This is a genomic window from Mesorhizobium sp. M1365, assembly GCF_040317865.1.
Classification (GTDB): Bacteria; Pseudomonadota; Alphaproteobacteria; order Rhizobiales; family Rhizobiaceae; genus Mesorhizobium.
On record NZ_JAMYLG010000001.1, the window covers coordinates 393,270 to 418,233 of the forward strand.

At 62.4% G+C, this 24,964-nt stretch carries 20 protein-coding genes; 7 read left to right on the forward strand and 13 right to left on the reverse strand.

Annotated elements, in window-relative coordinates; translation table 11 throughout:
- Window positions 1-142: 142 nt before the first annotated feature.
- Both gyrB and NKH04_RS01755 read left to right on the forward strand, forming a co-directional pair.
- A complete protein-coding gene (gyrB, locus tag NKH04_RS01750) occupies window positions 143-2,614 on the forward strand; it encodes a DNA topoisomerase (ATP-hydrolyzing) subunit B (protein WP_352453677.1) in 2,472 nt (823 codons plus the stop codon).
- 245 nt (window positions 2,615-2,859) lie between these two features.
- The gene (locus tag NKH04_RS01755) at window positions 2,860-3,777 is read left to right on the forward strand and encodes a hypothetical protein (RefSeq protein WP_352454725.1); all 918 of its coding nucleotides are present in this window, start codon (window positions 2,860-2,862) and stop codon (window positions 3,775-3,777) included.
- Between the two features lie 88 nt (window positions 3,778-3,865).
- On the opposite strand, the gene NKH04_RS01760 is transcribed toward NKH04_RS01755, so the two are convergent.
- The 11 genes from NKH04_RS01760 to NKH04_RS01810 form a co-directional block, all read right to left on the reverse strand.
- Window positions 3,866-5,386, reverse strand: coding sequence for a hypothetical protein (locus NKH04_RS01760; RefSeq protein WP_353043980.1), 1,521 nt, complete (start codon window positions 5,384-5,386; stop codon window positions 3,866-3,868).
- A 92-nt stretch (window positions 5,387-5,478) separates the two neighbouring features.
- Complete coding sequence (locus tag NKH04_RS01765) at window positions 5,479-6,876, reverse strand: NAD(P)(+) transhydrogenase (Re/Si-specific) subunit beta (RefSeq protein WP_352919238.1); 1,398 nt, start codon at window positions 6,874-6,876, stop codon at window positions 5,479-5,481.
- 6 nt (window positions 6,877-6,882) lie between these two features.
- Window positions 6,883-7,305 carry an NAD(P) transhydrogenase subunit alpha part 2 gene (locus NKH04_RS01770; RefSeq protein WP_502893749.1) on the reverse strand — a complete coding sequence of 141 codons (423 nt, stop codon included), beginning with the start codon at window positions 7,303-7,305 and terminating at the stop codon, window positions 6,883-6,885.
- Complete coding sequence (locus NKH04_RS01775; RefSeq protein ID WP_353043981.1) at window positions 7,305-8,579, reverse strand: Re/Si-specific NAD(P)(+) transhydrogenase subunit alpha; 1,275 nt, start codon at window positions 8,577-8,579, stop codon at window positions 7,305-7,307. Before NKH04_RS01775 ends, NKH04_RS01770 begins: the two co-directional genes overlap by 1 nt.
- A gap of 81 nt (window positions 8,580-8,660) precedes the next feature.
- Window positions 8,661-8,885, reverse strand: coding sequence for an aa3-type cytochrome c oxidase subunit IV (locus tag NKH04_RS01780; RefSeq protein WP_023676259.1), 225 nt, complete (start codon window positions 8,883-8,885; stop codon window positions 8,661-8,663).
- Between the two features lie 173 nt (window positions 8,886-9,058).
- On the reverse strand, window positions 9,059-9,208 hold the full coding sequence (locus NKH04_RS01785; RefSeq protein ID WP_013528205.1) for a DUF3096 domain-containing protein: 150 nt from the start codon (window positions 9,206-9,208) through the stop codon (window positions 9,059-9,061).
- 119 nt (window positions 9,209-9,327) lie between these two features.
- Entirely contained in the window at window positions 9,328-10,110 is a 783-nt protein-coding gene (locus tag NKH04_RS01790; RefSeq protein ID WP_352469883.1) for an N-acyl amino acid synthase FeeM domain-containing protein, read from the reverse strand.
- Window positions 10,111-10,260: 150 nt separating this feature from the next.
- Entirely contained in the window at window positions 10,261-12,582 is a 2,322-nt protein-coding gene (locus NKH04_RS01795) for a putative bifunctional diguanylate cyclase/phosphodiesterase (protein WP_353043982.1), read from the reverse strand.
- Between the two features lie 152 nt (window positions 12,583-12,734).
- The gene (locus tag NKH04_RS01800) at window positions 12,735-16,214 is read right to left on the reverse strand and encodes an indolepyruvate ferredoxin oxidoreductase family protein (protein ID WP_353043983.1); all 3,480 of its coding nucleotides are present in this window, start codon (window positions 16,212-16,214) and stop codon (window positions 12,735-12,737) included.
- 227 nt (window positions 16,215-16,441) lie between these two features.
- Window positions 16,442-16,972 carry a hypothetical protein gene (locus NKH04_RS01805; RefSeq protein ID WP_352452209.1) on the reverse strand — a complete coding sequence of 177 codons (531 nt, stop codon included), beginning with the start codon at window positions 16,970-16,972 and terminating at the stop codon, window positions 16,442-16,444.
- A complete protein-coding gene (locus NKH04_RS01810; protein ID WP_352469881.1) occupies window positions 16,965-17,573 on the reverse strand; it encodes a CGNR zinc finger domain-containing protein in 609 nt (202 codons plus the stop codon). The genes NKH04_RS01805 and NKH04_RS01810 overlap by 8 nt, the downstream gene beginning before the upstream one ends.
- A gap of 140 nt (window positions 17,574-17,713) precedes the next feature.
- Between NKH04_RS01810 and NKH04_RS01815 the strand changes: the two genes are divergently transcribed.
- The 4 genes from NKH04_RS01815 to NKH04_RS01830 all read left to right on the forward strand — a co-directional run bounded on the left by NKH04_RS01815 (window position 17,714) and on the right by NKH04_RS01830 (window position 22,225).
- Window positions 17,714-18,619: a branched-chain amino acid ABC transporter permease gene (locus tag NKH04_RS01815; RefSeq protein ID WP_353043984.1), complete on the forward strand. Its 906-nt coding sequence runs from the start codon at window positions 17,714-17,716 to the stop codon at window positions 18,617-18,619.
- A 204-nt stretch (window positions 18,620-18,823) separates the two neighbouring features.
- A complete protein-coding gene (locus NKH04_RS01820) occupies window positions 18,824-19,408 on the forward strand; it encodes a TRAP transporter small permease subunit (protein ID WP_023676252.1) in 585 nt (194 codons plus the stop codon).
- Complete coding sequence (locus tag NKH04_RS01825; protein WP_353044006.1) at window positions 19,408-21,186, forward strand: TRAP transporter large permease; 1,779 nt, start codon at window positions 19,408-19,410, stop codon at window positions 21,184-21,186. Before NKH04_RS01820 ends, NKH04_RS01825 begins: the two co-directional genes overlap by 1 nt.
- A gap of 16 nt (window positions 21,187-21,202) precedes the next feature.
- A complete protein-coding gene (locus NKH04_RS01830; protein ID WP_352540377.1) occupies window positions 21,203-22,225 on the forward strand; it encodes a zinc-dependent alcohol dehydrogenase family protein in 1,023 nt (340 codons plus the stop codon).
- Window positions 22,226-22,290: 65 nt separating this feature from the next.
- On the opposite strand, the gene NKH04_RS01835 is transcribed toward NKH04_RS01830, so the two are convergent.
- Window positions 22,291-23,400: a TRAP transporter substrate-binding protein gene (locus tag NKH04_RS01835; protein WP_352540376.1), complete on the reverse strand. Its 1,110-nt coding sequence runs from the start codon at window positions 23,398-23,400 to the stop codon at window positions 22,291-22,293.
- Between the two features lie 284 nt (window positions 23,401-23,684).
- On the opposite strand from NKH04_RS01835, the gene NKH04_RS01840 reads away from it, so the two are divergent.
- Entirely contained in the window at window positions 23,685-24,458 is a 774-nt protein-coding gene (locus tag NKH04_RS01840; protein WP_352540375.1) for a gamma-glutamyl-gamma-aminobutyrate hydrolase family protein, read from the forward strand.
- 14 nt (window positions 24,459-24,472) lie between these two features.
- On the opposite strand, the gene NKH04_RS01845 is transcribed toward NKH04_RS01840, so the two are convergent.
- Entirely contained in the window at window positions 24,473-24,868 is a 396-nt protein-coding gene (locus tag NKH04_RS01845) for a hypothetical protein (protein ID WP_352469876.1), read from the reverse strand.
- Window positions 24,869-24,964: the final 96 nt, after the last annotated feature.

A 24,964-nucleotide genomic window follows, 5' to 3' on the forward strand; every position in this document is an offset into this window, starting at 1 on the left:
CTCACGCGATGGTCATTCCGTTCCGAAATGCCTGCAAACCTTGGAAAAACCGCCTTTTGCGCCTATATCTACGACATTAGAAATGCGCGATTCGAAGCCGATTTTTCGCGCTCTGCACACGGCATCAATCAGACAGGTTTTCATGAGCGACCAGACCGACATCGCCAACGGCGTTGAAGCCGAATATGGCGCCGATTCCATCAAGGTTTTGAAGGGCTTGGATGCCGTTCGCAAGCGGCCGGGCATGTATATCGGCGATACCGACGACGGCTCGGGCCTGCACCACATGGTCTATGAGGTGGTCGACAACGCCATCGACGAAGCACTGGCCGGCCATGCCGACCTGGTGACGGTGACGCTCAATCCGGACGGATCGGTGACGGTCATCGACAATGGCCGCGGCATTCCGACCGATATCCACACCGGCGAAGGCATTTCAGCGGCCGAAGTGATCATGACGCAGCTGCATGCCGGCGGCAAGTTCGACCAGAACTCCTACAAGGTCTCAGGCGGCCTGCACGGCGTCGGCGTGTCGGTCGTCAACGCCCTGTCGGCCTGGCTGAAACTGAAGATCCGCCGCAACGGCCAGATCTACGAGATGAGTTTCACGCATGGCAATGCCGACGCGCCGCTGCGCATCACCGGCAGTTATGAACAAGACAAGGTCCCCGGCACCTATGAAGGGCGCAGCGGCAGCGAAATCACGTTTTTGCCGTCGTCCGAGACTTTCACCATGGTCGAATTCGACTACGGTACGCTGGAGCATCGGCTGCGCGAGCTCGCCTTCCTGAACTCCGGCGTGCGCATCGTTTTGACCGATGCCCGCCATGCCGACATCGTGCGCCATGAACTGCACTACGATGGCGGGCTGGAAGAGTTCGTCCGATATCTCGACCGGACGAAGAAGCCGTTGCTCGACAAGCCGATCTCGATCCGCGCCGAGCGCGACGGCATCACGGTTGAAGTCGCCATGTGGTGGAATGACAGCTACCACGAGAACGTGCTGGCCTTCACCAACAACATCCCGCAACGCGACGGCGGCACGCATCTGGCGGGCTTCCGCGGTGCGCTGACGCGCCAGATAACCGGCTATGGCGACTCCTCGGGCCTGACCAAGAAGGAAAAAGTGGCGCTGATCGGCGATGATTGCCGCGAAGGGCTGACCGCGGTGCTGTCGGTCAAGGTTCCCGACCCGAAATTCTCCTCGCAGACCAAGGACAAGCTGGTGTCGTCCGAGGTCCGCCCGGTGGTCGAAGGGCTTGTCAACGAAGCGCTCGGCACCTGGCTCGAGGAGCACCCGACCGAGGGCAAGGCGGTCATCGAGAAGGTCATCCAGGCCGCTGCCGCGCGCGAAGCCGCGCGCAAGGCACGCGACATCACCCGCAAGAGTTCGCTCGGCGTCACCTCGCTGCCCGGCAAGCTGGCCGATTGCCAGGAGCGCGATCCGGCGAAATCCGAGATCTTTATCGTCGAGGGCGACAGCGCCGGCGGCTCGGCCAAGGGCGGCCGTTCGCGCCAGAACCAGGCCATTCTTCCGCTGCGCGGCAAGATCCTCAATGTCGAGCGCGCCCGCTTCGACCGCATGCTCGGCTCCGACATGATCGGCACGCTGATCACCGCGCTCGGCACCTCGATCGGCAAGGACGAGTTCAACGCCGACAAGCTGCGCTACCACAAGATCATCCTGATGACCGACGCCGATGTCGACGGCGCCCACATCCGCACCTTGCTGCTGACCTTCTTCTTCCGGCAGATGCCGGAACTGATCGAACGCGGGCATCTCTACATCGCGCAGCCGCCGCTCTACAAGGTGACGCGCGGGAAGAGCTCGCAATACATCAAGGACGAAGCCGCCTTCGAGGAATTCCTGATCGGCTCCGGGCTGGAAGAAGCGTCGCTTGCGCTCAGCACAGGCGAGGTGCGGGCTGGACAGGACCTGCGCAGCGCCATCGACGACGCCTTGGCTGTCCGCCAGCTCATCAACGGATTGCACACGCGCTATAACAGAGGCGTGGTCGAGCAGGCAGCGATTGCCGGCGCGCTCAACCCGGAGATCTTCACCGACCTCCGCCGCGCCAACGAAACGGCCGAGCGTGTTGCCCGTCGTCTCGACATTATCGCCGAGGACACCGAGCGCGGCTGGATCGGCCGCATGTCGACCTCGAACGAGGGCATTGGCGGCTATGTCTTCGAGCGAACGGTGCGCAGCGTCAAGGAGTTCGCGCATCTCGACCTGGCATTGATCAATTCCGCCGACGCACGCCAGCTCGACCGCTATGCGCCGCGCCTGGCGGAAATCTACGGCGAGCCGCCGGTGCTGCGCCGCAAGGATGTCTCGGAAACCATTTCGGGGCCGCTGGCACTGCTCAATGCCGTGTTTGCCACCGGCCGCAAGGGCCTGACCATGCAGCGCTACAAGGGCCTTGGCGAAATGAACGCCGAGCAGCTCTGGGAAACGACGCTCGACCCGAATGTGCGCTCGCTGTTACAGGTCAAGGTCAATGACGCGACTGATGCGGACAGCTTGTTTTCACGGCTGATGGGCGACGAGGTCGAGCCAAGGCGCGAATTCATCCAGGAAAACGCGCTGTCGGTTGCCAATCTGGACATCTGAGCCGCCATCCAGATACCCAGCCAGCAGGCATGAAGTGTATTGGTGCGCCTTGGCGCACCAATACGACTGCTGCAACGCAACAAAGATCACCAGGACCGCCGGAACGGAAAGGCTTTCAAGGCATTGTAGTTGATCACAATCGCCGCAGGAGGCATCCATGGGACGTGGCATTTTGCTCTGGCTTCTCGGAGTCCCAATTCCGATCATTATTCTGATCATGCTGTTCGCACGGTAGGGAGGCTTCGATGCAGTCCACCGTAACAGCTGTCGACGTTTCCGCCCCGACGGAATCCGCTTCCACTGCTGTCAGCTGGGGGCCAATCGTCGCCGGCGCCTTTGCTGCGTCAACGCTTACCTTCATCTTGATGCTGCTCGGCTCCGGGCTTGGGCTGAGCATGGTGTCGCCATGGTCCGGCTCGGGTGCGTCAGTCACCACTTTCGCCGTTTCCACCGCCGTCTGGCTGATCGTCGTGCAGTGGCTGTCGTCGGCCCTGGGCGGCTACCTCGCCGGACGCCTGCGCACCAAATGGGTCGGCATCCACACCGATGAAGTCTTCTTCCGCGATACCGCTCACGGCTTCCTGGCCTGGGCGCTGGCGACGCTGCTCGTCGCCGGCGTGCTCGGCACGGCGCTTTCGGCCGCGATAGGTACCGGTGTCCAGGCTGCTTCGACTGTGGCATCGGGCGCGGCAATGGGCGCTTCGGCAGGTGCTGCTGCAAACGCGGGTAGCGCCTCGACCGACAACGCCACATGGTATTTCGTCGATACGCTGTTCCGCCCGGCCGATCCGGCAAGGCTCGCTGCCGCCAACCCGGAGAGCGACGCCGCGGCAACGGCGCAGGCATCGCGCATTCTAGTCGCGAGTGCCGCAGCAGGCGAAATATCGGCCGACGACAAGACCTATCTGTCGCGGCTGGTGGCCGCCCGCACAGGCCTGTCCGAAGCGGATGCCACCGCTCGCGTCGATACGGTAATCGCCAGAGCGCAGGACGCCAAGGTCAAGGCCCAGCAGGCGGCCGACACCGCCAGAAAGGCAGGCGCCACCTTCTCGCTGATTGGCGCGCTGTCGCTGGTCGTCGGGGCCTTCATTGCCAGCGCGGCTGCAGCACTTGGCGGCAGGCAGCGCGACGACGAGGAAGCGATTTTCCTGACCAATCGTTGATCGGTGACTAAGCGAACTCGGTCCGCTTCGGGAAGATTACGCCCGAAGGGGACCTTGCTTTGAACTGCCGCCGCGCATTGCTTGCCGCCTACAGCTCAGCTTCCAGTTTGCGGCCGAGATCGACCGCATCGCGCAGCACGGCAAGGTGCGAGCGCGGCTGTACGCCGGCCAGCGCGTCGACCTCGACGCCGCTCGCCGTCAGCGACCAGTAGAGCCTGTGCGTGAAGACGCGGCCGCCCGAGCCGCGCAGCTCGACCTGGATGTTTTCCACGCCGGGACCAAAATTTTCCGTCATCCGCCCTGAAATCGGGTCGCCGGTCAGCCAGCCATTGCCCCTGTCGAAAATATTGGTCCAGCGTGTCGCGGCAAACACCGCGCCATGATGCACTGCCCGCTGCGGCTTGCCGGAATGGCTGCGCCCTTCCTGGTAGAGCATGGTCCCGCCCGCCGCTCTGTCGGCGATCGGCGGGCATGCTGAAAACAGGCGCTCGGCGATGCCGCGCCTGAATTCGGCGAGGTTGTAGGTCACCAGAAACTCGCTGTGGGTCAGCGGACTGCCGAGCGTGACGAAATCGCTGATCTTCCACGGCAGCGGATGATCGGCGTCGCCGACGCGAAGCTGCCGGTAGAGCTCCCATTGGCTGCGCCGGAATGCGGGGAGGTCATCGAGGCTGTCGGGCCAAGCGGAGGCATCGGCGGCGAGCGTCGCCTTGTCGACGGCGTGGATCGCCTTCAGCCTCGCTTTGTCGCGAATGGCTTCCAACTTTCTAGGCCTGAAATCGGCCCACAATATCTGCAAGAGATCATAGGCGATGATCGACCCGAGGCTGTGCGAGACCAGCACGATGCGGTCATAGGCATCGTCCATCATGAGACGCTTCAGCAGCTTGAGGCCACGCTCGCGGACCAGCGCCCGCTTCTCGACCGTTGCCGCTTCGGCGCGTACATAGGCGGCGACGTCGCCGAAATAAGGCAAGCCAAACTGGTCCACCGACCAGATGACGAACGACGCCAGAACCGTGACAAGCACACCGGTCGTCCAGGAGATGTAGCCTTGCCAGGTCGACGTTGCGAGCGCCAGCGCCGCGCCGAGGACGACGATGGTGGCCAAAAGCGTGACGACATAGAGTTTGAGCACATCGCGCGGAATATCGGCCGGCTTGCGCCAGAGCAGGGTCGTCACCCAGGCAGCAAGGCGGCTTCGGGTCGTGCCCTGGGTGATGTCGGCCCAGTAAAGCTCGTAGAAATCGGTGCGGCGGCCATCGACATCATAGGGCGTGGTGATCCGGCGGAGTTCGTGCGAATTGGTCCGGCTGTCGGGCGTGATCCAGCTCTGGTTGATCTTCGCACCCATCGGGTCGGCCGGATCGGGGACATGGGCATAGAACGGTGCACGGGCCGGATCGTGGCTCCATACGGCCTGGACAAACTCCCTCAATGTGTCCATGGGCCGCTGCTCGCCCATGCCGTGCACGACCACTATCGCCTGGCTGCGCTTGCGTGGCGCCTTCTCTGCTGCGGTCAGATCGGCGGCCGGCGATGCAGCAGAACCAGGGTCGGGCACCAGCACCTCCACGATGACGCCGTTAGCAAGACGACGGGTCGGCATCGTAGCTTCAGAACCGGTAGCAGCCAAGAAAAAGCCCGGTGCGGAGCCGGGCTGTATTCGACGATCGGCAGTGAGTTGGCAGCGACGCCGTTTCAGTGATCCATCGCTTTGACGATCTCCTCGGTCATCTTCTTGGCGTCGCCGAGCAGCATCATGGTGCCGTCCTTGTAGAACAGCGTGTTGTCGATGCCGGCATAGCCGGAGCCGAGCGAGCGCTTGACAAACAGGCAGGTGCGGGCCTTGTCCACATCGAGGATCGGCATGCCGTAGATCGGTGACGACTTGTCGTCACGGGCCGAGGGATTGGTGACGTCGTTGGCGCCGATGACATAGGCGACGTCGGCCTGCGCGAACTCAGAGTTGACGTCCTCCAGTTCGAACACTTCGTCATAAGGCACGTTGGCTTCGGCCAAGAGCACGTTCATGTGGCCGGGCATGCGGCCGGCAACCGGGTGGATGGCGTATTTGACGTCGACGCCGTTGGCCTTGAGCTTGTCGGCCATCTCGCGCAGCGCGTGCTGCGCCTGGGCGACGGCCATGCCGTAGCCCGGCACGATGATGACCTTTTGCGCATTCATCATCAGATAGGCGGCATCCTCGGCCGAGCCCTGCTTGACCGTGCGCTCGATGCCGTCGTTGGCAATGGCTGATGTCTCGCCGCCGAAGCCGCCGAGGATGACCGATATGAAGCTCCGGTTCATGCCTTTGCACATGATGTAAGACAGGATGGCGCCCGACGAGCCGACCAGCGCGCCGGTGATGATCAGCGCCAGATTGCCGAGCGTGAAGCCCAGGGCGGCCGCGGCCCAACCCGAATAGGAATTCAGCATCGACACGACCACCGGCATATCGGCGCCACCGATCGGGATGATGAGAAGCACACCCAGCACCAGCGAGGCGGCAACGATCAGCCAGAACACCACCTTGGACTCGGCGGTGACGAGCAGCACGATCAGCACGATCAGCGCAATGCCTAGGGCCGCGTTGATGAAGTGGCGGCCACCGATCATGATCGGCTTGCCCGACATGCGGCCGTCAAGCTTCAAAAAGGCGATGACCGAGCCGGTGAAGGTGATGGCACCTATGGCAACGCCGAGGCTCATCTCGATCAGTGCCTGGGCATGAATATCGGCGACGGTGCCGATGCCGAAGCTTTCCGGTGCATAGATGGCGGCGGCCGCCACCATGACCGCGGCAAGACCGACCAGCGAGTGGAAGGCGGCGACCAGCTGCGGCATCGAGGTCATGGCAATGCGCCGTGCCGTGACCGCACCGGCCGAGCCGCCTATCAGCAGCCCGAGCACTATGAGGCCGAAGCGCCCGGCCGAAGGGGTCGCCAGCGCCAGCGTCGTGGCGATGGCGATACCCATGCCGATCATGCCGTACATGTTGCCCTGGCGGCTGGTGGTCGGATGCGACAGGCCGCGCAATGCGAGGATGAACAGGATGCCGGAGACCAGATAGAGAAAGGAGGCGAAGTTGGCGTTCATAGCGGCCTACTTTTCCTTCTTCTTGTACATGGCCAGCATGCGCTGGGTGACGAGGAAGCCGCCGAAGATGTTGACCGATACCAGCATCAGCGCAACGAAGCCGAAGCCGGTGGCAAGCCCTGAGGCCGAGATGCCGACGGCCAGCAGCGCGCCGACGACGATGACGGAGGAAATGGCGTTGGTGACCGCCATCAGCGGCGTGTGCAGTGCCGGCGTGACGGACCACACGACGTAGTAGCCGACGAAGATCGCCAGGACAAAGATGGCGAAGCGAAAGACGAAAGGATCGATGGCACCGCCGGACAGCGCGTGAGCGGCGTCACCCACCGCCTCGGTGCCGGGCGCGGCCGCCAGGTTCTGCACCGCGAGCCGCACGGCAGCTGTCGCCTGGTCGAGCTGGTCGAGGGCTTTCTGCAGCGTCTGATCCATCACGCGATCCCTCCGGTGGTCTTAGGCTTCCTCGCAGCGGCCGTTTTCTTCGCAGCCGGCTTCGCCGAAGCCTCGGCAACCATCGTCCTGGCCGGAATGGCCGGTGGTTCGAGATATTGGCCCTTTGGCGGCTCCTGCGCAGCCTTTGCGAAAGCCGGATGCACGATCTTGCCGGCATCGGTCAGCATGGTTGCCTTGACCAGCTCGTCGTTGCGGTTGATGGCCAGCGTCTTCGCCGCCTTGTCGACCAGCGTCTCGAGGAAGGCATAGAGGTTCCTGGCATAGAGAAGCGAGGCCGAGGCGGCGACGCGACCGGGAACGTTGAGATGGCCGACGATCTTTACCCCGTTGGCGGTGGTCACCACCTTGCCGGCTTCGGCGCCCTCGACATTGCCGCCGCGCTCGACCGCGAGGTCGACGATCACAGAGCCGGGTTTCATCGAGGCGACCATTGCTGCCGAGACCAGCTTCGGCGCCGGACGACCGGGGATCAGCGCCGTGGTGATGACGATGTCCTGCTTGGCGATGTGCTCGGCGGTCAGCGCCGCCTGCTTGGCCCGGTACCCCTTCGACATTTCCTTGGCGTAACCGCCGGCCGTCTCGGCGGCCTTGAACTCCTCGTCCTCGATGGCCAGGAATTTTGCGCCGAGCGAGGCGACCTGCTCCTTGGCGGCCGGGCGCACGTCGGTGGCGGTGACCACGGCGCCGAGGCGGCGCGCGGTGGCGATGGCCTGCAGACCGGCGACCCCGACGCCCATGACGAACGCCTTCGCAGCCGGCACCGTGCCCGCCGCCGTCATCATCATCGGCAACGCCCGGTCATATTCGGCAGCCGCATCAATCACCGCCTGGTAGCCGGCGAGGTTGGCCTGGCTGGATAGAACGTCCATCGATTGCGCCCGGGTGATGCGCGGCATGAACTCCATGGAGAAGGCAGTAACACCGGCCCTGGCAAGGGCTGCGACGGCAGCGTCGTTGCCGTAAGGATCCATGATCGCAACGATAGCGGCGCCGGCCTTGTAGCCCTTCAGCTCGGCGTCCGTGGGGCGACGCACCTTCAGCACCACATCAGCCCTGGCTGCATCGCCGGCCTTGCCGATCGCGGCGCCCGCCTTGGCAAACTCCTCGTCGGGAACGCGCGACGCCGTGCCGGCGCCGGTTTCCACGATTACGTCGAAACCCAGTGCTGCCAGCCGCTTCACCGTATCGGGCGAGGCCGCGACGCGAGGCTCGTTTGCGTCGAGCTCACGAGGGATGAAAACCGTCTGTCCCACCGCACGATCCTTTCGGCCGGAACCCTGTTACCGCAAGACATCGACCGACCCCGGCGGCGCCTTCGACAAAGGTTGGAGGAGTTATCGGAGAATAAAGGCGCCGATGGCCAGGATCAGCACGAATAGGATAGTCCCCGAGAAGAAGCCGCCCACAAAGAAGCCGAACGCCATGGCAAGAAGCACGGCGGCGCAAAATAGCGACCCATATTTGGCCAGCATCACAAAGCCGGCATAGGTGCGGTCGTGCTCGGCATAGTCCATCTTCGCGCCTAGTTCGACAGGACCGGTCGGCGTGTGTTCAGCCATTGGAATACCCCTTCGAAGACATCTTTCAGGCACATAGCGAAAAGCCGCGTTAAGGGCAATGGCGCTATTGCCGCATCGCCGCAGCCAACAATCTCAAGCAAAACTTGAAATCGCTGCGCGAAGCGCGGCGATACCAATCACAATGGATGGCAGGTCCGCTATTGCCTATGTCGTTAGCCGGCGAGATGCGGGAACAGACCGAGCAGGCCGACAACGATCAGATAAAGGGCGACGATATAATTGAGCAGCCGCGGCATCACCAGGATCAGCACGCCTGCAATCAGCGAGATAAGCGGGGTAAGGGCGAGCGTGGAAATGGTCATATCGGTTCCTTTGATCGGATCGCTATCGAAGCGATGCTTGGCGGATGCCGGCCATGCCGACCTACCACCAGCACCCTTGCCCAGAACGCCGAAGCGACCGGAAGGCTCCATGGGCTCGTTCAGGCGGCTTCGCGAAAATACTTGGCGGTGGGCAGGATGGTCAGCGGCGCGAGTTCGCCGGCACCGGGCGTATCGAACAACATGCGCTGCTCCATTGGCGTCGAACGGAAGAACGGAAAGCGAGCGTAGGTTTCATTCTTGATCGCCAGGACATCGGCTTGATAAAGCAGCGCGAAACAGTTGATCACGCCGGCATAGGGCCGCGCATCGCCAATCGGTCGCGCCCGATAGATGCGCTTGTAGAAAGCCGCATGGTCCTCGCGGATCATGGATATGCAATAAGGCGCGCCGAAATGGAAGCAAGCCATGCCCGCAAGGCGCAGCGTCACATACGGGATCTGCGGGTAAAGCCGTGACCATTCGGCGTCCACGGCAAAACGGCTCGGGTCGATAAAGACTTCGCCGGCCGCCAGACGCGGCATCAACAAGTCCTTGTAGACGCTGAGCGCTGGTGATGTGGCGTTATCAGCAGACACGTTATGCAGGCGCATTGTGCTGACCAGCCGCCCCTCGATATAGATTCCGAACGTATGGCAATTGGGCAGTTCGTCAAACTCGTCATGGACCTGACGGGACGCATTCTCGGGCACCAGATCGTTCATCCGATAGGAATTGTAGCGCAGCCTGTAAATGTTTTCGAAGTCCTCGCCGCTTTCACAGCGTCGGTACTCCGTCCGGTCAAGCAGCGCATAAACATGTTGCGCGAAGCTGGACATGGTCTCGGACGCATCTTTCCCACCAGCGCCCGCCGCATGGCCGAGCGAACTCAACTGGGCACACATGAACTCTATTCCCCGCGATTACCGCCACCAGCCGACACTACGGACGGGTCATGAGATGTAAAGATGAAAATAAATAGGAGCTCGTTTACCGCCCGTTAAGGTTAACAATTAATAAAATTATACTAAAATACACGGGTTTTCAGCGCGAGGTCAGCGCCGCGGCGCCTTCCTTGCCGTCTGGATGTCCTTGGCAAAGGGCCAGACGGTGCTCGACATCGTCTCGATGCCGGACGCGCTGAGTGCCGACCCGAACAGAAAGCCCTGGACCAGGTCCGGCTTGACCTGCAATGCCAGGATCTTGAGCTGTTCGAAGGTCTCGACACCTTCGACGGTAACCGAAAGTCCCAGCGGCCGTGACAGGTTGACGATGCCCTTGAGCAATTCGAGCGACCGGCTGTTCTGAGTGACATCCATCAGGAACGAGCGGTCGATCTTGATTTTGTCGAGCGGCAGTTTGTGGAGATAGCTGAGGCTCGAATACCCGGTACCGAAATCGTCGAGCGCAATGCGCACGCCGAGCCGCTTCAACTCCTCGATATATTGGCGTGTCAGCGACTTGTCGTCGAGCAGCGCCGTCTCGGTGACCTCAATCTCTAGACGTCCGGCGGAGAGACCGGATTCAGCCAGCGCGTCGCGAACCTTCTGGATGACATCACGGTTGCGGAAATCCTTGGCCGAGAGATTGACCGACACGCTGGTCTGGGCCGGCCATTTGGCGCATTCCGTGCAGGCCGCATGCAGGACGAAGGTGCTGATGTCGGAAATAATCCCCATTTCCTCCGCCAGCGGAATAAAGATACCGGGGGAAATCGGCCCGAGATCGGGATGATCCCAGCGGCACAGCGCTTCGCAACTGGCGATACGCATCGTGCTCATCGCGACGATCGGCTGATAGACCACCCGCAATTCGTTGTTTTCCACGGCGCTGCGCAGGTCCGCCTTCATCAGCTGGCGGCTGCGGAAGGCAGCATCCATGGAGGCCTCGAACAACCGCCAACCGTTCTTGCCAAGCTCCTTGGCCTTGTAGAGTGCAAGGTCGGCTTTGACGATCATGGCGTCAACGTCGGTATCCTTGACCCCCGACAGCACCGCGCCGCCGGAGGCCTGGATGCGTAATCCGTGGCCGGCGACATCGACCTCGCCCTGTAGATTGACAAAGATCTCGTCAACCTGGCCGGTCAGGTGGCTTTCATCCTCAATGCGCTCGAAGAAGATCATGAACTCGTCGCCGCCGAAGCGGCTGACGGTGATGCCTGGCCCAGCGACTGCCGCCAGCCGCTCGGCAACGGCGTAGATCAATCCGTCGCCGACCGGATGGCCGAGCGTGTCGTTGACGCTCTTGAAATCATCGAGATCGAGCACCAACAGCCCACAGAGACGCTCGGGATCCGCTGAGGCCATGGCTTCCACCACCAACTCGTGGAAGTAGGCGCGGTTGGGCAGGCCGGTGAGACTGTCGTAGCGCGCCATGAAGCGGATCTTGTCTTCCGCCTCGACCCGGGCGGTCACATCCTCGAAAGTGACGACGCCCAGTTCCTGGCTGCCTTCGCGCGCCGAAAATTCATAGTGCTGGCCGTTGGTGAGCGAGACCAGGACCTTGCGGTCGCGGCCCTCGCGCAACGCACGCGTCAGCTGGGCTTCGATGTAACGGCAATCTTTCGGCGCCAGCATGCCGCCTGCAGCGCCGCGCATCAGCAGACCGTGGATCGAGCGGCCTAGCAGCGCATCGGCCGATTTGAGCGACATCAGGTGCGCGGCTTCGGCATTGGCCACCGCCACCCGGCCGTCGGGACCAAGCATGACAAGGCCATGCGACATGGTGTTGAGCGCGCGATTGAAACGCTGCGCGATGCGGTTCGCCTTCTTTTCCTCCGACAGGGCGGTAAACAGGACTTCGCGGACGATGTCGGCGAACCGCTTGATCGCAAACAGAAAAGGGGCCGACATCAGACCGAGGATGATGTGGTAGATATCGCCGCGCAGGATAAAGCCAAGCGATATGGGCCATGTGGTGGTTATGATAAAAATCATGACCATGCGCGGCGACCCATAATTGCGGCCGGCAATTGACGTGACCGATGCCAGAGTGACGCAGACAGAGGCTATTTCGGCATAGTTGTCGTGGCTGTCATTTGCCAGATAGATACTGACGAAACAGAACGCGCCAAGCATGAAACCATGCATCGAACCGAAAATTATGTAATCGTTTTCGCGATCATGGGCTTCTTCCCACGTCGTCGGGGAAGGAAGTCTCCCGTATTTTCGGATGTTGCGAAGGCGCAGAGTACCGACAATGATGAGCCCAGCGGCAACTAGAAGATACGCCAAGTCCATGGTCTTCCAATAGACCAGAATGACGAGGAGTGTCTGCGCAACAAGGCCGATCGACAGCGTGAACCCGTCGCGAAACAGCGTTTCCACGAACGGAATGTAAACGTCGACCGGAATCTCGTTTTTTCGTCTCAGATTCACGCCTGGATCCCAACCCTGGGGAACCCAGCAGTGTCACATTGGCCTTAAGAAAGGTTTAGAGCGGCGTTTCGAGCCCTGCCGGCATCCATTGGTGACGCCGCGGAAGCAGGGAAACTACAGTTCAGGTAAACAAGGCGTATCACAGCGCTGAATTATTCGGCGGCTTGAAGTTGCGGCCGCAGCGGCGCCGTCGAGAGGCGGTCGAGCAGACGCTGGCGTTCGCCGGCGGCTTTTTCGGCACTGGCCTGCTTGACGTGGCCAAAGCCGCGGATGAGCGCCGGTACCGAAACAAGCGCGGCAGCAACCTCGATCTTGCCCGGCGCCAGCGCGCCGGCGACAAGTTCCAGGTCGGCTTCATAGAGGGCAAGAAGCTGCCGCTCCATACGCCTCTCGGCGCTGTAGCCGAACAGGTCGAAAGCGGTGCCGCGCAGGCCCTTCATCGCCGCCAGCAGGCGGAACCCGTTCATCATCCACGGGCCAAAGCTCGATTTCTTCGGCTTCCCGTCACTGCCGCGCCTGCCCATGATCGGCGGTGCGAGATGGAATTCAAGCTTGCCGTAGCTCTGGAACTGCTTTGCGAGCTCTGCGGCAAAGGAGCCGTCCGTATAAAGCCGCGCCACCTCGTATTCGTCCTTGATCGCCATCAGCTTGAACAGGTTCTTTGCGGCAGCCTCGGTCACCACGGTCGACCCGGGCACAGCATTGGTTTCGGCCTTGCGCAGCGCCGCCAGTCTGTCGGCATAGCGCTTGCCATAGGCGGCGTTCTGGTAGGCGGTCAGGAAGCCGACGCGGCGAGCAATGATATCGTCCAGCGTCTCGGCAATGGCGGCATGCTGCGTGGCCTTGCCCGGCTGGGCGAGAAGGCTGCGGACGAAATCCGGCTGGTGGGCGGCGCGGCGGCCCCAGCGAAATGCCGCGACATTCATCGCTACCGCCTCGCCGTTGAGCTCGATCGCCTTCTCGACCGCCTCCGCCGACAGCGGCAAGCCGCCATGCTGGAAGGCGAATCCGAGCATGAACATGTTGGCACCAAGCGAGCTGCCGAACAGGGCAGTGGCGGTGCGGGTAGCGTCGAAGAAATGCGTCCTGTCGTCGCCCGCGGCCGTTCTTATCGCCTTCTTCAGCCGCTCGACGGGCAGCGAGAAATCGGCCGAACGGGCGAACTCGCCCGGCATGATCTCGGCAGTGTTGGCGAGGAAGATGGTATGGCCTTCGCGCACCGCGGCCAACACCTTCTTGGCACCTGAAACGACGAGATCGCAGCCGAGCACGAGATCGGCCTTGCCGGCCGATACCCGAATGGCGTGGATGTCGTCCGGCGTGCGGGCGATGCGGACATGGGTGAACACCGAGCCGCCCTTCTGGGCGAGGCCGGCCATGTCGATCATGCCGCAGCCCTTGCCTTCCAGGTGCGCGGCCATGCCCAGCACCGCGCCTATTGTGACGACGCCGGTGCCGCCGACACCGTCGATAATCGCCGCCCAGCCTTGTTCACCGAGCGTAAATTGCGCCGGCGCCGGCACGCCCGCGAGCGGGTCGGCCGCGCCGGCTATACCTTCGGCTTTCCTGATTTTGGCGCCGTGAACGGTGACGAAGGAGGGGCAGAAACCGTTGACGCAAGAGAAGTCCTTGTTGCAACTCGACTGGTCGATCTTGCGCTTGCGGCCGAATTCGGTCTCGACCGGCTGGATCGAGACGCAATTCGACTGCACGCCGCAATCGCCGCAGCCTTCGCAGACCAGCTCGTTGATGAAGATACGCTTGTCGGGATCGGGGAAGGTGCCGCGCTTGCGGCGGCGACGCTTCTCGGCGGCGCAGGTCTGGTCGTAGAGCAGCACCGAGACGCCTTTGACCGAACGCAACTCGCGCTGGACGAGATCGAGGTCGTCGCGGTGATGGATGGTGGCGCCGGCGGGAAATTCCACCTTGCCGGTATATTTGTCCGGCTCGTCGGTGACGATGGCGATGCGCTCCACGCCCTCGGCGCGCACCTGCCTTGCGATCATGTCTACCGTCAGGCCGCCCTCGTGCGGCTGCCCACCGGTCATCGCGACGGCGTCATTGTAGAGGATCTTGTAGGTGATGTTGGCGTCGGTCGACAGCGCGAAACGGATCGCCAGCACACCCGAGTGGTTGTAAGTGCCATCGCCCAGATTCTGGAAGATGTGCTCGCGCTTCGAGAACGGCGCCTGGCCGACCCACTGCGCGCCCTCGCCGCCCATGGCGGTGAAGCCGACGGTGTTGCGGTCCATCCACAGCGCCATGAAATGACAGCCGATTCCGGCGGCGGCGAGCGAGCCGTCCGGAACCTTGGTCGAGGAATTGTGTGGGCAGCCGGAGCAGAAGAACGGCGTGCGCGAGGCGATGTCTGACGTGTCGGCCAGCATCGCCTGGAACTGGCGCAACTTCGCCACCCGCGCGGCGATTTCTTCCGACGGGCCGATCGTTCGCAAAATCCTCTCGCCGAGCTCGATGGCAATATCGTTGGGGTCGAGCGCGCCCTTGGCCGGGAACAGCCAGTCGCCGCGCTCGTCCTTCTTGCCGACGATGACCGGCTGCGTCGCGGTGCCGTAAAGGTTCTCGCGCAGTTGTACCTCGATCAGCGAGCGTTTCTCCTCGACGACGACGATAGTATCGAGGCCGCGAGCAAAGTCGGCGATGTGTTGCAGGTCGAGCGGCCACGGGCAGCCGACCTTGAACAGCCTGATACCGATACGACTGGCGGCCGCTTCGTCGACGCCGATATCCTCCAGCGCCTGGCGAACATCGAGATAACTCTTGCCGATGGTGACGATGCCAAGCTTGGCGCTGGTGCCGCCCGAATAGACGATCCGATTCAGCCCATTGGCGTGGATGAACGCTGAAGCGGCGGCGCGCTTGTATTCATGCAACCGCTCCTCCTGGCCGAGCATGTCGATCTCATTACGGATGTTGAGGCCGCCGGGCGGCATGTCGAAGTCCGGGATGACGATATCTAGCCGGTCGAGCGCGGCATCGACCGAGGCTGTCGATTCGATGTTGTCCTTGACGCATTTGATCGCCGCCCAGGTGCCGGCAAAACGCGACATGGCAAAGCCGTAAAGGCCGTAGTCGATGATCTCCTGGACGCCGGCCGGATTAAGGATCGGCACCATGGTGTCGACGAACAGGAACTCGGTGGCATGCGCGTTGGTCGAGGATTCGGCCATGTGGTCGTCACCCATCAGAGCCAGCACGCCGCCATGTTTCGACGACCCGGCGAGATTGGCGTGGCGGAACACGTCGCCGGAGCGGTCGACGCCCGGACCCTTGCCGTACCAGACCGAAAAAACGCCGTCATGGGTACCCTCGCCCAGCAATTCGGCCTGCTGCGAGCCCCAGCAGGCGGTGGCGGCGAGCTCCTCGTTGAGACCGGGCTGGAAGACGATGTCCGACTGCGCGAGCTGGTTCCTGGCCTTCCACAGCTGCATGTCGAGGCCGCCGAGCGGCGAGCCGCGATAGCCGGAGACGAAACCGGCGGTGTTCAGGCCAGCCCGGCGGTCGCGCTCGCGCTGCATCAGAAGCATGCGGATGACTGCCTGGGCACCCGACAGGAAGATGCGCTCCTTTGCCAGGTCGAACTTGTCGTCGAGCGCGACATTGTGCAGCGTCATCAGGCATTTCCTGTGCGGAGGCCGCGCGCCTGGAGGTGCGCGGCCAACGTCGGAGTCGAGTGCCCACAGTCTTTCTTCCCTTGCCGGGGAGGTCAAACAAAATCGAAGGTGCCAGGCGGTCCGCAACAAACGATCCGTGCGCGGCCGTGTGGCGCCACGAAACGCCTGTCGGGGAGGATGGCCGAGCATGAAAAATTCCGGCGGCGGTCAGTGCCGCTGGTGATGCATCATGCAGCCTTTGGGCAACTGGGCTTCGGTTCACCGGGCAGCTTGCCGTCGACATGGCCGGCCAGGTCCTTGTTGAGCTCGTAGACTGGCCCGACCACCAGAGGCCGGTCGGGCAGGACCGACTGGTCGAGTGAGGACGTCAGAGTGGTCGCGAAACTCTGCAGCAACTTGCCGCTGGAATCCTCGATGCGGATCGACACCGCATAGGGCTTGTCCTTGACAACGCAGGTAAGCGGCGGGCTGGTGAGCGTCACATGCGGCAGCTTCGGCCATATTTTCTGGGTGACGATGATCGGATCACCGCCGGCCGGGTTCTGGAAGGAGACCACAGCGACCTGCCCCTCACCCACCGGCCGCAGCGGATTGAGAGTGATGACATAGGTGGCGATACCCAGCCGGTAGTTGAACTCGAACAGCTTCCCGGAAATGGCGAACAACTGGTCCTTGCCGGAATCACGGCAGGCGCCGAGCGCGGCCGCCGCGAACAACGCCGCGACGACAATCATCGCGCGTGAGAATCTTCTAGACATTGGTGACCTCCCTGGCCGCGGTCCGGCGGCGATAGTGTCGGTTTGCCTTCTGGCGGTTGCCGCACACCGCCATGTCGCACCAGAGGCGGCTGGAATTCCGGCTTTTGTCGACAAACAGCCAGCTGCAGTTCGGACATATCCTCAGCCTGGCAATGGTGTCGCTACGCAGCAGCGACAACGCCGAGACCGCAAGCGCGGCCTCGAAGGCAATCGGCGTCGCCGGATCACCGAACGGTTTTCCAGGCGTGCCGATTTCGGTGCGGCTATGAGCGAGGCCATCGGCGCAGGCTTCCAAGAATTTCGGCATATCGCCAGTCGCGATCGCACCTTTCGATACCGCGCCGCGAAACAGCCGATCGGTCGTCTCCCGGATCGACAGCACCACCGGTGCGATCTTTTCAGGCGCCGGCGCTACGAGCCGCCTGCCACCGAGCTCGGCGGCGCGAAAGGCACTCGCGGCTTCGGCAAAGCGGGCGATCTCGGCCGGATCGTCGAAACGGTCGAAAGTTTTCTCCGGATCGTTCCGCAAAACGACGGTGTTCGCCGTATCGAGCGCCAGCATGCCACCGGTAAAGCGGTGCGGAGTCCAGGATACTGTCATATGGCGAATCTAACTGATAACTCGCGTTTGACAAGTTAGATTCCGGGTGCAACGCTTGTCACTGAGGCGATCGCCGTACTGAGAATATCGTTCGTCCCAAACCTCTGCCCCGATTGCGGGGCATGCATAGAGGGTCTTGCATGCTCTATTTCTTCCAGCAGGTTCTGAACGGGCTGCATTCGGGCGCGCTCTACGCATTGCTTGCATTCGGCTACGTGCTGACCAACGGCATCCTGCACCGTACCAATCTTGCCTATGGCGCGCTGTTCGCCTTTTGCGGGCATACGATGATCCTCACTGCGGCGTTCGGCTATCAGGCGCTGTGGTTAACGCTGTTTGCATCGGGCGCGCTCGGCGTAGCTGCGGCATTCCTTTATGCGGCGCTGCTCAGCCATGTCCTGTCGCGAAGTATCTTCGAACCGCTGGCCGACCGCTCGCCCAACGCCATCGTGGTGACGACGCTCGGCATATTGCTGGTCTTGTCGGAAGCCAGCCGCATCGCCGCCGATACCCATGACCTATGGTTGCCGCCAATGCTGGCCCAGACCATCGTCTTCGCGCAGAATGCCAGCTTCAAGGCGACGTTGACGCTGATCCAATTGCTCGATTGCGCCGCCGTACTGGCGGCCATAGCGCTGGCTGCCTGGGGCTTCGCATATTCGAGCTTCGGCCGGAGCTGGCGCGCCGTATCCGACGATCCCAAGGCGGCTGCGATGTGCGGCGTCGATGTTCGTGCGGTGTTTCGGCACGCGGTGCTTTTCGGCGGCCTTTGCGCGGCACTGGCCGGCGTGCTCGCCGCCTTCTACTACGGTAACATCAGCTTCGGCACAGGGTTGGTCTACGGGTTGAAGATCCTGTTCGTGACCGCAGTGGGCGGCTATCTCTCGCCTTTGCGGGCGGCACTGGGTGCCGCCGCTTTCGGCATGGCCGAATCGCTATGGGCCGGCTATTTCCCGCTCGAATGGCGGGACGGCTGGATGTACCTGTTCCTCGTCGCCATGCTTGTGCTGATCGGCGCCGGCCGCGACCAACAGAAGATCGCCTGAGCCGCACCCGACTTTGCTTGGATGAAAGCGCCGCATGTCCTTGGACATGCAAAGGACGCGGCAGCATTTTGCCGCCCGTCATCTCACAACTGTGTTTATGCGGGCTATCCCGTGTTGACCAGCCGGACCACGCACTGCATACCGTTGGTCCACAGCGACACGACGGACAGGGAACCGCCGCGCTCTGACACAAGGGAGGAATGCATGGCAGGGCTTCTCGCTCTTTCCAGAACCATTGACCGTTTGAACGAATTCATCGGCAAATGGGTTTCGTGGCTGATCCTGCTGGCGATCCTGGTAAGCGCCGCCAACGCCGTCATCCGCAAGGTGTTCGACATGTCCTCGAACGCCTGGCTGGAATTGCAATGGTATCTGTTCGGCGCCGCCTTCATGCTGGCCGCCGCCTACACGCTGAAGCAGAACGACCATATCCGCATCGATATCGTCTACGGCATGTTCTCGCGCCGCGTGCAGCACTGGATCGACCTTTTCGGTCACGTCTTCTTCCTGATGCCGTTCGTGACGTTGATGGTGGTCTATTTCGTTCCCTATGTGTCGCTGTCGTATCGCAGCGGGGAGATGTCGAACAATTCCGGCGGGCTGATCATCTGGCCGGCGAAGGCGATTTTGCTGGTCGGCTTTTTTCTGCTCGCGCTGCAGGGCATTTCCGAAATCATCAAGAAAATCGCCATCATGCGCGGTCAGATGGACGATCCCACTCCGTTCATATCGGTGCATGAGCAGGCCGAGCTCGAAGCCAAGGCGCTCGTCGAAGAGGTGCGCTCGTGATCGAGTTCATCGCCCAGAACATGGCGCCGATCATGTTCGCCTCGCTGGTCGTCTTCCTGCTGATCGGCTATCCCGTCGCCTTCTCGCTCGCCGCCAACGGCCTGATGTTCTTCTTCATCGGCGTGCTTCTGTCGCCCTATTCGGGCGGCTCGATCAATCTCGCCTGGCCGTTGCTGCACGCGTTGCCGGATAATTTCTACGGCAGCCGGGTGATGTCGAACGATACGCTGCTGGCGATCCCGTTCTTCACCTTCATGGGCATCGTGCTCGAACGATCCGGCATGGCCGAAGACCTGCTCGACACGATCGGCCAGTTGTTCGGACCGGTCCGTGGTGGCCTCGCCTATGCCGTGATTTTCGTCGGCGCGCTGCTCGCCGCGACGACCGGCGTGGTGGCGGCCTCCGTCATTGCCATGGGTCTGATTTCGCTGCCGATCATGCTGCGCTACGGCTACGACCGGCGGCTGGCATCCGGCGTCATTGCCGCGTCCGGGACGCTCGCCCAGATCATCCCGCCGTCACTGGTGCTGATCGTCCTGGCCGACCAGCTCGGCCGCTCGGTCGGCGATATGTACAAGGGGGCGCTGATCCCCGGGCTCATTTTGACCGGCATCTACATGCTCTACATCCTGCTCATGTCGATCTTTCGGCCGAAGTCGATGCCGGCACTGCCGCTGGAGGCCCGCACGCTCGGCCACGGTGTGCTGTCGCTGCTGGCGGCGCTGCTGGCGGCGGTGGTTGTTTCCTATGCGGCGTATCGCTACCTCGCACCGAACCATGGCGGCAACGCCGATATCCTCGGCGCCGCTACTGGCGTCATCTTCATCTATGTCGTGGCGATCGTCGACCAGCGCCTGAAGATCAACCTAATGTCCAGACTGGCACAGCAGGTGATCATCGTGCTGATCCCGCCGCTGGCGCTGATCTTCCTGGTGCTGGGCACCATCTTCCTTGGCATCGCCACGCCGACGGAAGGCGGCGCCATGGGCGCCGTCGGCGCGCTGGCAATGGCGGCGATGAAGGGGCGGCTGTCGCTCGAGGTGGTCAAGCAGGCGCTGGCCTCGACGACCAGGCTGTCGTCCTTCGTTCTGTTTATCCTGATCGGCGCGCGGGTGTTCTCGCTGACCTTCTACGGCGTCAATGGCCACATCTGGGTCGAGCACCTGTTGACATCGCTGCCGGGCGGTGAAGTCGGTTTCCTGATTGGCGTCAACATCCTCGTCTTCGTGCTCGCCTTCTTCCTCGACTTTTTCGAGCTTGCCTTCATCATCGTGCCGCTTTTGGCGCCAGCGGCTGACAAACTCGGCATCGACCTGATCTGGTTTGGCGTGCTTTTGGGCGTCAACATGCAGACCTCCTTCATGCATCCGCCCTTCGGCTTCGCGCTGTTTTATCTGCGCTCGGTCGCCGCGCGCGTGCCCTATCTCGACCGACTCACCGGCAAGCAGATCGCGCCCGTCACCACAGGGCAGATCTATTGGGGCGCAGTGCCCTTCGTCTGCATCCAGGTGATCATGATCGGCCTGACCATCGCCTTCCCGCAGATGGTGATGCACTACAAAGGCACTGTCGTCGATCCTGGCACCATCAACTACCAGGTGCCGGAAACGCCTGGCATCGGCTTGTCGCCGCTTGGCACGCCGCCGGCCAACGGCGGCACTGCCCCGGCCTCACCTTCCCCACCGGATTTGTCGCAGCCGCCGAGCTTCGACGAAAAGCCGCCCGCGAAACCGGCGGCGCCGGCAATCGATCTGTCGCAACCACCGAGTTTCAACTGAGGAAGGCCCGGCAGCCATGAAGGCGGTTCGGTTGGAGCGAGTGGGCAGCCTCGCCGTGTGCGAGGTCGAGAAACCGACCGCCGGGCCGAACGATCTGCTGGTGCGCATCGAGGCGTGCGGCGTCTGCGGCACCGACAGGCATCTTTTCCATGGTGAATTCCCGTGCACGCCGCCGGTGACGCTCGGGCATGAATTCTCCGGCATCGTCGAGGCGGTCGGACCTGCCGTATCCGGCTTTTCCGTCGGCGACCGCGTCACCGGCGATCCCAACATTGCCTGTGGCCGATGCGAGCATTGTCAGGCCGGCCGGGTCAATCTCTGCGGCAATCTACGCGCCATCGGCATCCATCGCGATGGCGGCTTTGCCGAATATCTTGTCCTGCCCCAGAAACAGGCCTTCGTCTTGCCAGGCGATCTGAAGCCTACGCATGGTGCTTTCTGCGAGCCGCTCGGCTGCTGCCTGCATGGCGTGGACCTTGCCGCGATCAAACCAGGCTCGTCGGTCGCGGTGCTCGGCGGCGGCGTGATCGGCCTGCTCACCGTTCAACTGGCAAAGCTCGCCGGTGCGACGACCATTATCTTGTCGACCCGTCAGGCCTCGCGGCGGGCTCTTGCCGAGCAATTTGGCGCAACGGCGACGCTCGATCCCAGCGCCTTCGATGTCATCGATGCGATCGTCGGCCGGTCGGGTTTGATGCCGGGCGGCGTCGACGTGGTGTTCGAATGCGCCGGCGTGAAAGACACTGTTGAGCAGGCGATGCGGCTGGCCAAAGCGGGCGGCACCGTCGTCGTCGTCGGCGTGATGCCGCAAGGCATGAAAGTGGCGTTCGAACCGTTCGATCTGCTGTTCCGTGAGTTGAAGGTCCTGGGTTCCTTCCTCAACCCCTTTACCCATCGCCGGGCCGCCAATCTTATCGCCTCGGGGACGATCGAAGTAGATCGGCTGATATCACGACAGGTCAGCCTCGACGAGGCGGTGGCGATCATTGCCAACCCGCCGGCGCCAGGCGAGGTCAAGGTCGTGGTGGTGCCCGACTGATCGCAAATGAATGCGCTACGGCGCCAGTGTTCCGAAAGGAACACTGGCGCCGCGAAGCAACAGGATCAGAGCTTGGCATTGCGCTGCTGGACCATCATGAAGGTGTCATAGTTGTACTCGGCCACCTGCGCCCAGAGATAATGCTCCTTGCGGAACGCCTTGATCGAATCCCAGATCTTCTTGAACGGCGCATTCGAGGCTTCCATCTCGGCATAGACTTCGTTGGCCTTTTCGAAACAGGCGGCCATGATCTCCTGGCTGAACGGGCTCAACTTGGCACCGCCGGCAACCAGCCGCTTAACCGCCGCCGGATTGAGATAGTCGTATTTCTGCAGCATGTTGGCGTCGGCCGCTTGAGCGGCAGTATGCACCAGCGACTTGTAAGCCGGCGAAAGTTCGTCGTATTTCGCCTTGTTGAACATCAGATGGACGGTCGGTCCACCTTCCCACCAGCCGGGATAGTAGTAATAGGGCGCAACCTTATAGAAGCCGAGCTTCTCGTCGTCGTAAGGGCCGACCCATTCGGCGGCGTCGATCGTGCCTTTTTCCAACGCCGGATAAATGTCGCCACCGGCGATCTGCTGCGGAACCACCCCGAGCCTTTGCACCACTTTGCCGGCAAAACCACCGATACGCATCTTGAGGCCGGAAAGGTCGGCGACCGTTTTGATCTCCTTGCGGAACCAGCCACCCATCTGCACGCCGGTATTGCCGCCCGGCAGCCCGAACAGACCTTGCGTCGCCAGGAACTCGTTGAACAGATCGATGCCGCCGCCATGATAGTGCCAGGCGTTGATGCCGCGCGCGTTGAGCGAAAACGGAACCGCCGCTCCCAGCGCCCACGTCGGGTCCTTGCCCCAGTAATAGTATGCCACGGTATGGCAGGCCTCGACCGTGCCGGCTGTGGTGGCATCGGCGGCCTGCAGGCCGGGAACGAGTTCGCCGGAGGCGAAGACCTGGACCTGGAAGTTGCCGTCGGTCGCCTCCGACAGCATCTTGGAAAACACTTCGGCGCCGCCATAGATCGTATCGAGCGACTTCGGGAAGGACGACGCCAGTCGCCAGGTCACTTTCGGATTGGACTGGGCGATGGCCGGCGCAGCAAGTGTCGCGGCAGCGGCCGCAGCGCCGAAACCGGTGGTGCCGGCCTTGCGGATGAACGAACGACGATCCATGAAGTTCCTCCCTTTTGGATCCACTGACCGACATTCGGGACACTTCGGCGCCCGGATCGGCTTCGAGCCGACAATACACAGGCAAGGAGTCGAGTCCAGCACGGCAGCCCGGTTTGAGTGGCGCATTTCCGGGAAATTCACGGCGTTGGGGCAGATCTTGCAACTATAGTCTAAGGTCGATTAACTGGCCTACGCGACACGCCGAAACTTGCCATGGAAATGCGCCTTCGGATCGCCTATTTTGCAGGCAGATAATTCGTTGCACCCGATGGGATCCGGACCAAATGCACCAGCCGCTCGTCGCCGTATCGACCGATGTCCGCCAGTTCGACAATTACACCTGGCATGCCGCGCCACAGCAATATCTCGAAGCGGCGCTTTCGGGTGCAGGCGTGTTCCCGCTGCTGGTACCGTCCTTCGGCGACCGGCTCGACTTCGACGAACTGCTTTCCGCCGTCGACGGGGTCATGGTCACCGGCTCCAAATCGAACGTTCATCCCTCGCTCTATGGCGGTGACGCCAGCGAAGCCAATGGTCCTTACGACTCCGCCCGCGACGCGACGACGTTGCCGCTGATCCGCCGGGCGGTGGAGCGCGGGGTGCCATTGCTCGCCATCTGCCGCGGCATCCAGGAGATGAATGTGGCGCTGGGTGGCACGTTGGCCACCGAAATCCAGGAACGCGCCGGTTCGCTCGATCATCGTGCGCCGGCAAGCGACAATCAGGACGAACGCTTCGCCATCCGCCAGAGCGTGGCGATAAAACCCGGCAGCTGCCTGGCCGGGGTCTTCGGCGCCGGCGATATCATGGTCAATTCGGTGCATCGCCAGGCCATCGACCGGCTTGGCCCAAAGCTGCAGGTCGAAGCGGTCGCCGCCGACGGCACTGTCGAGGCGGTTTCGGTGCGCGATGCACGGGCTTTCGCTGTCGGCGTCCAGTGGCATCCCGAATACTGGGTCAAATCGGACAGTATCTCGGTAAAGATATTTCGCGCATTCGGCGATGCGGTGCGCCTGCATCAGGCGGCGAAATCGGGTGTGCGCGCAGCCGCGGAATAGTCCTGCCGCGCTCGCTAGTTGCCGGCTGACGCCAGCGTCAGCAGCGGCAGCGCCGGCGCGTAGGATTCGTAACCATCACCGTCGGCGACTGAGAACATGACGATCGGATCGGTGCCGTTGGCGCTGAAGGTGACCGTGCCGTCATCCTGCTCTCGCCAGAACTTCGCCTGCTCGACGCCGGGCAACACCCGGCGGCAATTTGCTGCGACCGTCAACAGCGACAGGCCTTGCGAAATCTCGGCGCCGCGGCTGACCGCACAAGACCCCTCGTTGCCATGGGCTACCAGCCTGTAGTTGCCGGATGAAAGCGGTGACTCACTGGCCGCACGGCTTTCACCGCTACCGGCGTAAAACAGCTGGGCGCTGCCGAACAGCACAGCGACTGCCATCAATGCAGGAAGCGTCTTCATCCTGGTTCTCCGCGCATTTCAAGCGCGCCGGTTCGAAGAGATCAGGGAGGCGCGCTTCATCTTGCTGTCATGTCCTGTCAGGCGGACATACACTGC

Bases quoted from the DNA above. Each gene is read 5' to 3' on its own strand.
- gyrB (WP_352453677.1), top strand. From the start codon at position 143: ATGAGCGACCAGACCGACATCGCCAACGGCGTTGAAGCCGAATATGGC.
- NKH04_RS01755 (WP_352454725.1), top strand. From the start codon at position 2,860: ATGCAGTCCACCGTAACAGCTGTCGACGTTTCCGCCCCGACGGAATCC.
- NKH04_RS01760 (WP_353043980.1), bottom strand. From the start codon at position 5,386: ATGCCGACCCGTCGTCTTGCTAACGGCGTCATCGTGGAGGTGCTGGTG.
- NKH04_RS01765 (WP_352919238.1), bottom strand. From the start codon at position 6,876: ATGAACGCCAACTTCGCCTCCTTTCTCTATCTGGTCTCCGGCATCCTG.
- NKH04_RS01770 (WP_502893749.1), bottom strand. From the start codon at position 7,305: ATGGATCAGACGCTGCAGAAAGCCCTCGACCAGCTCGACCAGGCGACA.
- NKH04_RS01780 (WP_023676259.1), bottom strand. From the start codon at position 8,885: ATGGCTGAACACACGCCGACCGGTCCTGTCGAACTAGGCGCGAAGATG.
- NKH04_RS01785 (WP_013528205.1), bottom strand. From the start codon at position 9,208: ATGACCATTTCCACGCTCGCCCTTACCCCGCTTATCTCGCTGATTGCA.
- NKH04_RS01790 (WP_352469883.1), bottom strand. From the start codon at position 10,110: ATGTGTGCCCAGTTGAGTTCGCTCGGCCATGCGGCGGGCGCTGGTGGG.
- NKH04_RS01800 (WP_353043983.1), bottom strand. From the start codon at position 16,214: ATGACGCTGCACAATGTCGCGCTCGACGACAAGTTCGACCTGGCAAAG.
- NKH04_RS01805 (WP_352452209.1), bottom strand. From the start codon at position 16,972: ATGTCTAGAAGATTCTCACGCGCGATGATTGTCGTCGCGGCGTTGTTC.
- NKH04_RS01810 (WP_352469881.1), bottom strand. From the start codon at position 17,573: ATGACAGTATCCTGGACTCCGCACCGCTTTACCGGTGGCATGCTGGCG.
- NKH04_RS01815 (WP_353043984.1), top strand. From the start codon at position 17,714: ATGCTCTATTTCTTCCAGCAGGTTCTGAACGGGCTGCATTCGGGCGCG.
- NKH04_RS01820 (WP_023676252.1), top strand. From the start codon at position 18,824: ATGGCAGGGCTTCTCGCTCTTTCCAGAACCATTGACCGTTTGAACGAA.
- NKH04_RS01830 (WP_352540377.1), top strand. From the start codon at position 21,203: ATGAAGGCGGTTCGGTTGGAGCGAGTGGGCAGCCTCGCCGTGTGCGAG.
- NKH04_RS01835 (WP_352540376.1), bottom strand. From the start codon at position 23,400: ATGGATCGTCGTTCGTTCATCCGCAAGGCCGGCACCACCGGTTTCGGC.
- NKH04_RS01840 (WP_352540375.1), top strand. From the start codon at position 23,685: ATGCACCAGCCGCTCGTCGCCGTATCGACCGATGTCCGCCAGTTCGAC.
- NKH04_RS01845 (WP_352469876.1), bottom strand. From the start codon at position 24,868: ATGAAGACGCTTCCTGCATTGATGGCAGTCGCTGTGCTGTTCGGCAGC.